Origin of the sequence: Flavobacterium endophyticum (assembly GCF_003634455.1) — a bacterium.
In the GTDB taxonomy this organism is placed as follows: domain Bacteria; phylum Bacteroidota; class Bacteroidia; order Flavobacteriales; family Flavobacteriaceae; genus Flavobacterium; species Flavobacterium endophyticum.
This window is the reverse complement of sequence record NZ_RBLC01000001.1, coordinates 1,647,367-1,660,442: the sequence shown is the minus strand read 5'-3', so window position 1 is coordinate 1,660,442 and position 13,076 is coordinate 1,647,367. Positions and strand designations below refer to the sequence as shown.

Here is a 13,076-nt window from a genome sequence, read left to right as displayed (position 1 = left end):
TAGTTTTATTAGCAATAGTCAAGGAGTTTAATTTTTACCTTTGCAAGATGAATATTCAAGAAATCATAGTGTACCTCTTAGTCGCAGGATCCATGGCTTTTCTTATCAAAAAATTCTTTTGGAAGAAGAAAAAGAAAGCAGGAAACTGTGGCGGTGATGATTGTGGCTGTCACTAAAGCAGTTTCACGAAAAGATTACTTGCGATTTTATTCGAAATTGTCAATTCTTTTTTATCAACTCGGATTCTTAAAGACAAATCGAAGCTTTCTCTAGAAAGAAATTCGATTTTTGAGCCTAAGGCAATTTCCTGCTTGTCAAGGTATTTCAAAAATTCAGAAGACGTATCTTTCACTCCAACGCAGACGCCCACTTGGTTTTCTGACAATTCAGAAAGCAATTGTTTTTCTATTTTTACGATTCTTCCTTCCCGGTCCGGAATTGGATCGCCGTGCGGATCTTCGGTAGGATTGTCTAAAAAATCATCCAATTTATTGATGAGTTGCTCTGACTTTATATGTTCCAGTTGCTCTGCAATATCATGTACCTCATCCCAAGAAAAATCAAGCTTTTCTACCAAAAACACTTCCCAAAGACGGTGCTTTCTCACAATCATTTTTGCCTCAGACTTTCCAGCGGATGTTAGTGAAACACCTTGGTACTTCTTATAATTTACCAAGTCTTTTTCAGCAAGTTTTTTCAGCATATCCGTAACCGATGATGCTTTGGTTTCCATTCTTTCAGCAATAGCATTAGTGCTGACTTCAGAGTCTGAAGCTGTTGTAAGGTGATAAATCGTCTTTAGGTAATTTTCTTCTGAAAAAGTCATTATAAACTATTTAATTCGGGTATAAATTTACTTCTTTACAATAAATAAAGGAATGGATATTTTATGACGCAATTTGTCGACTGTCGTTCCAAAAATCAAATCCTTGAAACCGGTGTGCCCATGAGTTCCCATCACTAGAATATCAAAAGCTCCTTCATTAACAATAGCTGGGATTACATTATGAGGCTTACCGAATCCTAATTGGGTTTCGACCTTAAAGCCTTTTTGGGAAAGCATTTCTTCGTATTGCTTGAGCAATTTCTCATCAATTGTCGTTTCATGATCCTTTATATTTTCTCCATACATCATTGCTCCTACGGTTTCAACCACATGAATCAGCGTGTATTTTGCTTCCATACCACCCAATTCAAAAGCATTGTTTATGGCGGCCTCATCAGCTTCAGAAAAGTCAACCGAAATAGCAATATTTTTTTTGTCATAGGTAGCTGTTTCTGAAAACTTCAACACCAAATTATGAGGCGAATGGTTATAATTCTTGGCTTTGGCCTTGGCAAAAAATGGCTTGAACACGATATATAAAAGCAGGGTCAAGAATCCGAAAGCTAAAGGAACAACCGTAAACCAAAGCACTAAAGGGTGTTCAGAATTTTCAAGCCAGCCCGTAATTTCATCATAAACCAGTTTTGCATTCAGTGAAACAATAATCGAGGCAATAATCCAAGAAGCAATTTTTGTCCATCTTCCGATATGAAAACCGTTCATCTTAGTCTTGTCGCTCACAAAATGAATCAGCGGAATAATCGCGAATCCCAGTTGCAAGCTCAAGATTACCTGGCTCAGAATCAAAAGCTTTCCAGTAACTTGTTCTCCATAAATCAAAATGACAATAACAGCCGGCACAATAGCAATCAGACGTGTAATTATCCTTCTGACCCAAGGCTGGATTCTCAAATTCAAATAGCCTTCCATTACGATTTGTCCCGCCAAAGTTCCCGTAATTGTTGAGCTTTGTCCTGCGGCGATTAACGCAACAGCAAAAAGTATTGGAGCCCATTTTGTCCCTAAAAGTGGCTGTAAAAATTGATGCGCATCTTGGATTTCAGCGACATGAAACATACCGTTTCGATAGAAAGTAGCTGCTGCTAAAATCAATATGGCGGCGTTAACAAAAAAGGCCAAATTCAAGGCTATTGTAGAATCGATAAGATTGTATTTCAAAGCCTGCTTGATTCCCGCTTTGCTTCTGTCGAATTTTCTGGTCTGGACTAAAGAAGAATGCAGGTAAAGGTTATGCGGCATTACTGTCGCGCCAATAATTCCAATCGCAATATACAAAGCCGCTTCGTTGGGTATCGATGGAATCAATCCCAATACGACTTTGTCAAGTTCTGGTTCGGCAAAAATCATCTCAAACACAAACGAAAAGCCTATTATTGCTACCAATGCGATGATAAAAGCTTCCATTTTTCGAATGCCTTTATTGATCAGAAAGAGCAGAAGGAAAGTGTCCAGTACCGTAATCAAGACGCCTTCGATGAGAGGAATATCAAACAAAAGATTAATCCCGATGGCCATTCCCAGTACTTCTGCCAAATCACAAGCTGCAATAGCAATCTCGGCCAAAAAATAAAGTATGTAATTTATAAAAGGAGAATACGTTTCTCTTGATGCCTGCGCCAAATCACGTTGTGTCACGATGCCTAATCTCGCACTCAAGCTTTGCAAAAGCAGAGCCATGATATTACTCATTAGCAATACCCAAAGCAACGTATAACCGAATTGGCTACCTCCGGCAATATCAGTCGCCCAATTTCCCGGATCCATATAACCGACACTTATTAAGTAAGCAGGACCGAAAAAAGCTAATATTCTCCGGAATACCGACTTCTTGTTTTGAGTGGATACCGATTCATGTACCTCTTCTAATGATTTGCCCATACAATTAAGTTACTGATACAAATATAATTATTTTATTTGTTTAGTAAAATATAATTTTTAGTTTTGTCTAAAAATTAATTAACCTATATGAAAAATATAATTTTACTATTTCTAATAACTTGTTTTCAAAATAGTATTGCTCAAGAAAAAGGAAGTATTTCGGGAACGATAACTTCTGACGGAATTGCCATAACCGATGCCTATATAAAAATTCTAGGAACAAACTTTGGCACTTCTTCAGACAGTCTTGGCAATTATAAAATCAGAAATATTCCTGTTGGAAATCATAAAATCCAAGTTTCTTATGTTGGAAGTAAAACATTAAGAAAAAGCATATTCATCAAAAAAAATGAAAATACAATTGCAGATTTAGAACTCGAAAATGATAAAAATTCTCTTGACGAAGTCGTAATCAGCGGTACGCTTAAACCTGTAAGTCGTTTGGAAAGTCCTGTCCCCGTCGAAGTCTACAAGCCTTCTTATTTCAAGAAAAACCCGACCGCTAATATTTTTGAGGCGTTGCAAAATGTCAACGGTGTCCGCCCCCAATTGAACTGTAACATCTGCAATACAGGCGACATTCATATCAATGGGCTTGAAGGTCCTTACACTTTGGTATTAATCGACGGAATGCCGATAGTAAGCGGACTATCTACTGTTTATGGATTGTCAGGAATTCCTAATTCGCTATTAGAACGGATTGAAATCGTAAAAGGTCCTGCCTCCTCTTTATATGGAAGCGAGGCTGTTGGAGGATTAATCAACATCATCACTAAAAACCCATCTAGCGCTCCGCGATTTTCGGTTGACGGCTTCAGCAATTCTTGGGGAGAGGCGAATTTAGATTTAGGATTCAAAGGAAATATCGGGGAAAATTCATCTGTTTTGCTTGGCGTAAACTATTTCAATTACAATAATCCAACAGACAATAATCATGATAATTTTACCGATGTGACGCTGCAACATCGCATTTCTGTTTTTCAAAAGTGGAATTTCGGAAGAAAAAGCAACAAATTGTTTTCACTTGCCGGGCGCTATTTTTATGAAGATCGCTGGGGCGGTGAAATGCAGTGGGAGAAAAAATACCGCGGTGGAAATGAAATCTACGGCGAAAGTATTTATACCGAAAGATATGAAGTATTAGGAGCTTATGAACTTCCGATTGAAGAGAAAATGTTGTTATCTTTTTCTTATACGGATCACGATCAAAATTCGGTTTACGGAAATACGCCTTATATGGCCCAGCAGCGAATAGGTTTCGGACAACTGACCTGGGATAAGAAAATTTCCAATCATGATTTGCTTTTCGGAACAGCTGTCCGCTACCAATTTTATAACGACAATACTCCGGCAACGTCTACTGCAGACAAGACATGGATTCCAAGTATTTTTGCACAAGACGAAATACGGTTTAATGAAAAACATAGCATTTTGCTCGGTGCCAGATACGATTACAACAGCGAGCACGGATCGATTTTCACGCCTCGTTTTGCTTATAAATTTAAAGCAACCGACAACGATATTATCCGCCTAAATGCTGGAACAGGTTTTCGTGTTGTAAATCTATTTACCGAAGAACACGCTGCCTTGACCGGTTCGAGAGATGTTGTTGTAGAAGAAGAGTTAAAACCTGAAAGGTCTTATAATGCCAACTTAAATTACCTGAAAAAGATTTATACAAGCAACGGAACGTATATCGGTATTGAAACTGCCGGTTGGTATACCTATTTCACCAACTCGATTATTCCCGATTATGATACCTATCCGAACAAGATTATCTATAAAAACTTAGATGGCTTTGCAGTAACCACAGGAATCAGCACCAATATCGACGTTGTTTTTCAAAACGGATTGAAGTTAATCCTCGGCGCTACGTATATGGATGTGTCAAAAACCGAAAATGACATCAAGACACGACAGATGTTGACAGAAAAATTCTCAGGAACTTGGGCTATTTCCTATCGAATCCCAAAGCTTTTCTTAGATATCGATTATACAGGAAATATTTACGGCCCGATGCGACTGCCACTTTTAGGCGAATTAGATCCTAGAAAAGAATATTCACCAACATGGAGCATACAAAACATTCAATTTACCTATAATAAGATAAAAAATGTCGAAATTTATATGGGTATCAAGAACTTGCTAAACTGGACGCCAAACAAAGGCAATCCCTTTATTATTGCAAGAGCCAACGATCCTTTTGATGAAAATGTGCAATATGGCCCGCAAGGAAATGTGCTGCCTACGCCTGACAATCCGTACGCCTTAACTTTTGATCCGAGTTATGTGTATGGTCCGAATCAAGGAATCCGAAGCTTTTTTGGAATACGATATACTTTAAAGTAAAAATTTCCAATCCAAACTATGAAAAAACTGCTCTTAATTATATTGGTACTGATGGCAAACGAAAATTTTGCCCAGCTAAAAACGCATACTTTCGAGCAAGCAGAAGAAATGTCGAAAGCAAATCCAAAACCTTTCGTGATTTTCATCCATACCGATTGGTGTAAATTCTGCAAAACGATGGAAAACACTACATTTAAGAACAAAGCCATAATCAACAAACTGAATCAAGACTTCTATTTTATTTCCTTCAATGCTGAAGAAAAAAGAGACATCATTTTCAAGGAAAATACATTTAAATTCAAACCAAAAGGAAATAACTCCGGAATTCATGAACTCGCCACTATTTTAGGAGATAAAAACGGAAATGTGGTTTATCCGACAATCACTATTCTCAATCCCGATTATTCAATAGTAGCACAGCTGCAGTCTTATATCGGCCCTAAAGAACTGTTGGAGATTCTAAGCAAAATCCAGTAAAATATTCTCTATTTTTGAATTATGAAAAAGTACGATTACATTTTTGCGGGAGCAGGACTATCAGCCTTGATGACAGTCTATCAAATAGTACTTTCTAGAAAATTCAAAGACAAGAAAATCTTACTTTTAGATTCCGATTCCAAGAAAAACAACGACCGGACTTGGTGTTTTTGGGAAACTCCAGACGGAGACTACGAAAATCTCGTCAGCAAAAAATGGAACATCGCTGTTTTTTCAGATCAAAATTATGCTCGAGATTTAGACTTGAGTCCGTATCAATACAAAATGATTCACGGATTGGATTTCTACAATTTTGTTTTTAATCGTATTTCTAAAGAAAAAAACATTGAGTTTTCCAATCAAAAAGTCATCAACTTTAAAGAAAAGAACAACGAAGTTATTGTAACGACCGAAATCGAAACCTACCATTGCGACAAGCTTTTCAATAGTATTTTAAATGCTCAAGAAATTTTGTCACAACAAAAATATCCCTACTTGCAACAGCATTTTATTGGTTGGAAAATAAAAACCCAAGAACTCGTTTTTAATCCCGAAAAAGCCACTTTTATGGATTTTTCTGTTGCCCAGAAAGGAAACACGCGATTTATGTATGTCCTGCCTTTTTCCGAAACGGAAGCTTTGATTGAGTATACCTTATTCTCGAAAGACCTTCTCCCTGAAAAAGAATATGAAGACGAAATCAAAAAGTATCTTGAAAAATTACGGATTACGAATTACGAAGTGATTGAAAAAGAAAGAGGCGCTATTCCGATGACAAGCTATCTTTTTTGGAAAAACAATACGCAAAACATCCTTAACATCGGATCGGCAGGCGGGTGGACAAAAGCAAGCACGGGCTATACGTTCAAAAATGCGTCAAAAAAATCCAGAGCTCTAGTTTCTTTTTTATTGAAAGAAAACGACTTTAGAAAATTCCATAGAAAAGATAAATTTTGGTTTTATGATTTGTTGCTTTTGGATATACTGAACACAAAAAACCATCTCGGAAGTTCCATCTTTTCCTCTTTATTCAAAAAAGGAAATCCGACTCTTATTTTTAAATTCTTAGACGAAGAGACTTCACTTTATGAAGATATAAAAGTCATTTTAAAATGTCCGACAAAGCCCTTCCTTCAAGCTTTGTGCAACAGAATTTGGAATATGAAATAAGACTATGAAACTATAACAAATCTTTATGCCCGAATTTTTTACTGCATATCAAAACTTCGTAACTTTGTAGCTTAAAACTTTAAACTAAAAAAGTCATGTATCCAGAAGAAATGGTAAAACCTATGCGCGCTGAATTGTCAGACGCAGGTTTTGAAGAATTATATAGTGCCGGTGCCGTTGAAAATGCAATTGGAAAACCAGGTACCACATTAGTAGTCGTAAACTCAGTTTGCGGATGTGCAGCAAGAAACGCACGTCCGGGAGCAAAAATGAGCTTGGACGGAAGCAAAAAACCAGACCACCTAGTGACTGTTTTTGCTGGAGTAGATAAAGAAGCGGTTGATGCAGCACGCGGATTTATGTTCCCTTTTCCTCCATCCTCTCCAAGCATGGCACTTTTCAAAGATGGCGAATTGGTTCACATGTTAGAACGTCACCATATTGAAGGCCGTCCAGCTGAAATGATTGCTGAAAACTTAAAAGACGCTTATACAGAATTCTGCTAAAAATCTTTAAAATCTTTTATTTCAACCCTTTCAGAGTTTAAAACTCTGAAAGGGTTTTTTTTAAGCAATTCTCCAAACATGACAAATGTCATTTTCGATTCTTGAATAAAAGCTTTATTTTTGCCGCAGATTCAATAAGAATCAACATAATTTCTCACTTAAACCGTTTATAGCATGCAACTGTACAACACTTTAAGCGCAGAAGAAAGAGCGGCTCTCATTGACGAAGCCGGCAAACAGCGACTCACGCTGTCATTCTATGCGTATGCCAAAATTGAAGATCCAAAAAAATTTCGTGACGATTTATTTATAGCTTGGAACCAGCTTGATGCCCTTGGCCGAACTTATGTCGCCAAAGAAGGAATCAATGCCCAAATGTCTGTTCCTGCCGAAAATTTTGAAGCTTTCAGAGGAACATTAGAACAATATGATTTCATGAAAGACATACGCCTGAATGTAGCCGTGGAACATGACGACCATTCTTTCTTGAAATTAACCGTTAAAGTTCGCGATAAGATTGTAGCAGACGGCTTGAATGATGATACTTTTGACGTGACCAACATTGGCGTACACCTAAAAGCAAAAGAGTTCAATCAGATTTTAGAAGACCCAAATACGATTGTTGTCGATTTCAGAAATCACTACGAAAGCGAAATTGGTCATTTTAAAGGAGCCATTACTCCTGATGTAGAAACATTTCGCGAATCCTTGCCTATTATCAACGAACAATTAAAAGACTTTAAGGAAGATAAAAATCTGGTTATGTATTGTACCGGAGGAATTCGTTGCGAAAAAGCTTCGGCCTATTTCAAGCACCAAGGATTTAAAAATGTATTCCAGCTCGAAGGTGGTATTATTAATTATGCTAAGCAAATCAAGGAAGAAAATTTAGAAAGCAAATTTGTTGGGAAGAATTTCGTTTTCGACCACAGATTGGGCGAACGCATTACAGATGACATTATTTCCCAATGCCACCAATGCGGAAAACCATGCGACAATCACACCAATTGCGAAAACGAAGGCTGTCATTTACTATTCATCCAATGTGATGAATGTAAAGCTGTCATGGAAAACTGCTGTTCTACAGAATGCCAAGAAATCATCCACATGTCACTAGCAGAGCAAGTAAAATTGCGTCGTGGCGTGAAAAATGGAAATATGATTTTTAGAAAAGGAAAATCTGAAAAATTAAAATTCAAACACTCTGGAGAGTTATCCGATATTGCTTTAGCAAAAGCTGACAATGGCGCCACCGAAGTAGTTAAGCCAAAAGATATCCGACAAAAAATTAAAATAAAGAAAGTTTTGATTGGAAAGGCAGAGCATTATTTTGTAAAATCCGAAATCGGACAATTCTTGATTGAAAGCAACGAGTTAAAAATCAACGACAGAATTATTATTTCTGGACCGTCGACAGGAAATCAAGAATTACAGATAACCAAAATGTTTGTCAATGGTGTGGAAGGAACAATTGCAAAGCCTGGAGACAAAATAACCTTAACGCTCCCTTTTAGAATTCGCCTTTCGGATAAGCTGTATAAAATTCTAGACTAAAAATATTTTTACTTTATTTACGTTAAAACCTATTCCAGAGTCATGGAATAGGTTTTGTTTTTTCATTGACTGGCAACAAGTTACACGCTTTGCATCATTAAAAGTAAAAATACTATCTTTACGCACAAAACATTTTACGAATTTTAAGTTGCGTTAATCGCAACATCTATATAAAATTATGGCCTGTACAAGTTGTTCAACGTCTGATGGCAGTGCGCCAAAGGGCTGTCAAAATAAAGGGACTTGCGGCACCGACAGCTGCAACAAGTTAACCGTATTCGACTGGCTGTCTAACATGAGCCTTCCTAACGGAGAAGCTCCTTTTGATTGTGTCGAAGTACGTTTCAAAAACGGAAGGAAAGAATTTTACCGAAATGCCGAAAAACTTACACTAAGCATCGGAGATATTGTCGCTACTGAAGCTTCTCCTGGGCACGATGTGGGAATTGTAACATTGACCGGAGAATTGGTAAAAATCCAAATGAAGAAAAAAGCGGTAAACCATACCAGCAATGAAATACCGAAAATTTACCGAAAAGCATCACAAAAAGATATTGATATCTGGTCTGAAGCCCGCGCAAAAGAAGAGCCTATGAAAGTTCGCGCACGCGAATTGGCTATCGCTCAAAAACTGGAAATGAAAATTTCGGATATCGAATTTCAAGGTGACGGTTCAAAAGCAACTTTTTATTATACAGCAAACGACCGTGTCGATTTCAGGCTATTAATCAAAGATTTTGCTAGAGAATTTAGCACTAGAATCGAAATGAAACAAGTTGGTTTCCGTCAAGAAGCAGCCCGTTTGGGAGGAATTGGATCGTGCGGAAGAGAACTTTGCTGTTCCACTTGGCTGACTGATTTCAGAAGCGTAAATACATCAGCAGCAAGATACCAGCAACTATCATTGAATCCTCAAAAACTAGCTGGTCAGTGCGGGAAATTGAAATGTTGCTTGAATTACGAGCTCGATACTTACATGGATGCCTTGCAACATTTTCCTGATTTCGACACCAAATTGGTGACCGAAAAAGGAGATGCCATCTGCCAAAAACAAGACATTTTCAAAGGGCTGATGTGGTTCGCCTATACCAATAATTTTGCCAATTGGCATGTACTGAAAGTAGACCAGGTAAATGAAATTATTGCTGAAAATAAACAGAAAAAGCGCGTTTCTTCGTTAGAAGATTATGCTCTTGAAGTAACACAAGAACCAGAAAAAGATTTCAACAATGCGATGGGTCAAGAAAGCTTGACGCGTTTTGACCAGCCAAAGAAAAAGAAAAGGCCAAACAAAAAACGCAAACCAGCGGCAGCAGGCGAAAACACAGCAACTGAGAAACCGGCTGGAGAAAATAAAAATCCAAACGCAAATCAGAATAGAAATAACAACCCGAACAGAAACAATCAAAAAAACAGGCCTCCTAGACCTGCAAACGAAAAAAAACCGGATAACAAAATAACACCTGTCAAAAAAAATGAGCCTAAAAAATAGCCTTCTTTTTGTTTTCACAGTACTGCTTTTGGTTTCCTGCGATAAAAAAAGAGTCTTTGACCAATACAAATCGCTTGGAAAAACATGGCATAAAGACAGCATTGCTTACTTTACCTATAACAATCAAGACACCACTAAAGCCTATGATCTGTTTGTGAACCTGCGTTCCAATAACGATTATCCTTTCAACAATATCTTTTTGATTGTGGCTATGGAAGCTCCGGGCGGCTTGACAAAAGTAGACACTCTTGAATACCAGATGGCAAATCCAGATGGTACTTTGCTAGGCAGCGGCTTTTCTGACATTAAAGAAAGTAAGCTTTATTTTAAGGAAAAATATAAATTCCTATCCGTTGGAGATTATAAGATTGGAATACAGCAAGCGGTACGCCAGACTGGAAAAGTAGCAGGAGTACAAGAGTTGGCAGGAGTAACAGAAGTCGGCTTTAGAGTAGAAAAATTAGATTAAAAAGTTATGGCAACTAAAAAAAATAACAACACACAAGTTAAAGATATAGCATACTACAACAGAAAATTCTGGAAGATATTTCTGTATGGGACTGGAGGAGTAATCCTATTTTTTCTTTTTGCTTCTTGGGGTCTTTTCGGCTCAATGCCTTCCTTTGAAGAACTTGAAAACCCAGAATCTAACTTGGCAACCGAAGTTATTTCTTCTGACGGAGAAACCATCGGTAAATTTTACAACGAAAACAGAACAGCGATAAAATATTCTGACCTGCCAAAACACTTGGTAGATGCCTTGGTTGCTACAGAAGATGAGCGTTTCTACGACCACTCTGGCATCGATGCCAGAGGAACTCTAAGAGCTGTCACTAGCCTAGGTACAAGCGGTGGGGCCAGTACAATTTCTCAGCAGTTAGCAAAATTGCTTTTCCACGGTGAAGGCTCACGATTCTTGCCATTCAGGATGGTTCAAAAAGTAAAAGAATGGATTATCGCAACTCGCTTGGAAAGACAATATACCAAACAGGAAATCATCGCCATGTATTTTAACAAGGCCGATTTTGTCAATAATGCCGTGGGAATACGTTCTGCTGCAAAAGTATACTTCGGAAAAGAACCTCGCGATTTAAAAATTGAGGAAGGTGCTGTTTTGGTAGGAATGCTAAAAAACCCTTCTCTTTTCAATCCGATCAAAGAAAAAAGAAAAGAACTTGTCTTCAAAAGAAGAAACACGGTTTTAGGACAAATGGTTAAAAACGGCTTCCTAGAAGAAGCGGCAAAAGAATCTTTGTCTAAAAAGCCTTTGGTTCTTGACTATCACCCAGAAAGCCATAACGAAGGAATTGCTACCTATTTCAGAGAATACCTTCGTGATTTCATGAAAACTTGGGCAAAAGACAATCCAAAAAAGGACGGTACTGAATATGACATTTATCGCGACGGACTAAAAATCTACACGACTATCGATTCGAGAATGCAATTGTATGCTGAAGAAGCCGTAGATGCTCATTTGGCAAACCTTCAAAAAGAATTTTTCAAGCAAGCCAAAACAAACAAAAACGCACCATTCATCAAGCTGTCCGATGCCGAAACCGAAAAATTAATGGATCGTGCTAGAAAAGCTTCCGAAAGATGGAGACAGATGAGCAGCCAAGGAAAAAGCGAAAGTGAAATCCTTAAATCGTTCAGCGTTAAGACCGACATGACCGTATTTACCTGGAAAGGTGAAAGAGATACAATCATGACGCCTAACGATTCTATCCGATACTATAAGCATTTTCTTCAGACTGGAGTTATGGCTATGGAGCCAAGAACTGGTCATGTAAAAGCTTGGGTTGGCGGTATCAACTACAAACATTTCCAATACGACCACGTTGGACAAGGCGCAAGACAAGTCGGATCTACATTTAAGCCTTTTGTATATGCCGCAGCGATTGAACAGCAAGGATATTCTCCATGCGATTCTATTATTGATGCTCCTTATACTATTCCAAAAGGAAGACACAACGTAACTGAAACATGGACGCCAAGGAATTCCAATGGAACTTACAAAGGAATGGTAACGCTGAAATATGCATTGGCGCAATCCATCAATACCGTTTCTGCTAAATTGATAGACAAAGTCGGTCCTGATGCTGTAATTGATTTGGTGAAAAAATTAGGTGTGAAATCAAACATACCTTCACAACCTTCTATCGCTCTAGGAGCGGTTGAAATTACAGTAGAAGATATGGTAGCAGCCTACAGTACTTTTGCCAACCAAGGCGTTTACATAAAACCTCAAGTAATCACAAGAATAGAAGACAAGAATGGCGTAATCCTTTACGAAACTGTTCCAGAATCTCACGATGTACTGAACAAAGACATTGCTTATGCAGTAATCAAACTTCTAGAAGGTGTTACCGAATCCGGTTCTGGAGGACGTTTGAGAACAGACGGCGGTGGTTTCGGTTATGAAATGATGACCGGCTATCCGTATGTATTAAGAAACCCGATTGCAGGAAAAACAGGAACAACCCAAAACCAATCAGACGGTTGGTTTGTAGGAATGGTTCCGAATTTAGCGACAGGCGTATGGGTCGGAAATGAAGACCGTTCTGCCCACTTCAAAAGCATCACCTATGGACAAGGTGCCGTAATGGCTTTACCAATCTGGGGATTGTTCATGAAAAAATGCTACGCAGACAAAGAACTGAACGTTTCTAAAGAACCTTTTGAAAGGCCAGCGAACCTGTCAATCAAAGTAGATTGCTGGAAACCACCCGTAAAAGATACGACAGCTGTCGACCAAGAAGAACAAAATACAGACGAATTTGATTTTTAATAGAAACGCCTTTTT

Annotated in this window: 11 protein-coding genes; 9 read left to right on the top strand and 2 right to left on the bottom strand. The window is 38.1% G+C overall.

Annotated features, from left to right (window positions below; genetic code table 11):
• Positions 1-47: 47 nt before the first annotated feature.
• Entirely contained in the window at positions 48-176 is a 129-nt protein-coding gene (locus CLV94_RS07610; RefSeq protein ID WP_121375805.1) for a FeoB-associated Cys-rich membrane protein, read from the top strand.
• Here the strand turns inward: CLV94_RS07610 and CLV94_RS07605 are convergent.
• Together CLV94_RS07605 and CLV94_RS07600 are read right to left on the bottom strand one after the other, a co-directional pair.
• Positions 173-826, bottom strand: coding sequence for a metal-dependent transcriptional regulator (locus CLV94_RS07605; protein WP_121375804.1), 654 nt, complete (start codon positions 824-826; stop codon positions 173-175). The two genes, CLV94_RS07610 and CLV94_RS07605, sit on opposite strands and share 4 nt — an antisense overlap.
• A gap of 27 nt (positions 827-853) precedes the next feature.
• Complete coding sequence (locus CLV94_RS07600) at positions 854-2,725, bottom strand: Nramp family divalent metal transporter (RefSeq protein WP_121375803.1); 1,872 nt, start codon at positions 2,723-2,725, stop codon at positions 854-856.
• 87 nt (positions 2,726-2,812) lie between these two features.
• On the opposite strand from CLV94_RS07600, the gene CLV94_RS07595 reads away from it, so the two are divergent.
• The 8 genes from CLV94_RS07595 (at position 2,813) to CLV94_RS07560 (ending at position 13,061) form a co-directional block, all read left to right on the top strand.
• Positions 2,813-5,074 (top strand): TonB-dependent receptor, encoded by a 2,262-nt coding sequence (locus tag CLV94_RS07595; protein WP_121375802.1) that lies wholly within the window; start codon positions 2,813-2,815, stop codon positions 5,072-5,074.
• Positions 5,075-5,092: 18 nt separating this feature from the next.
• Positions 5,093-5,551, top strand: a complete 459-nt coding sequence (locus tag CLV94_RS07590) for a thioredoxin family protein (RefSeq protein ID WP_121375801.1) — start codon at positions 5,093-5,095, stop codon at positions 5,549-5,551.
• Between the two features lie 21 nt (positions 5,552-5,572).
• Positions 5,573-6,721, top strand: a complete 1,149-nt coding sequence (locus tag CLV94_RS07585) for a lycopene cyclase family protein (protein WP_121375800.1) — start codon at positions 5,573-5,575, stop codon at positions 6,719-6,721.
• A gap of 95 nt (positions 6,722-6,816) precedes the next feature.
• The gene (locus CLV94_RS07580; RefSeq protein WP_121375799.1) at positions 6,817-7,227 is read left to right on the top strand and encodes a BrxA/BrxB family bacilliredoxin; all 411 of its coding nucleotides are present in this window, start codon (positions 6,817-6,819) and stop codon (positions 7,225-7,227) included.
• Positions 7,228-7,401: 174 nt separating this feature from the next.
• A complete protein-coding gene (trhO, locus tag CLV94_RS07575) occupies positions 7,402-8,781 on the top strand; it encodes an oxygen-dependent tRNA uridine(34) hydroxylase TrhO (RefSeq protein WP_121375798.1) in 1,380 nt (459 codons plus the stop codon).
• A gap of 178 nt (positions 8,782-8,959) precedes the next feature.
• A complete protein-coding gene (locus CLV94_RS07570; protein ID WP_121375797.1) occupies positions 8,960-10,273 on the top strand; it encodes a PSP1 domain-containing protein in 1,314 nt (437 codons plus the stop codon).
• Entirely contained in the window at positions 10,257-10,742 is a 486-nt protein-coding gene (locus CLV94_RS07565; RefSeq protein ID WP_121375796.1) for a gliding motility lipoprotein GldH, read from the top strand. Before CLV94_RS07570 ends, CLV94_RS07565 begins: the two co-directional genes overlap by 17 nt.
• A gap of 6 nt (positions 10,743-10,748) precedes the next feature.
• On the top strand, positions 10,749-13,061 hold the full coding sequence (locus CLV94_RS07560; protein ID WP_121375795.1) for a penicillin-binding protein 1A: 2,313 nt from the start codon (positions 10,749-10,751) through the stop codon (positions 13,059-13,061).
• Positions 13,062-13,076: the final 15 nt, after the last annotated feature.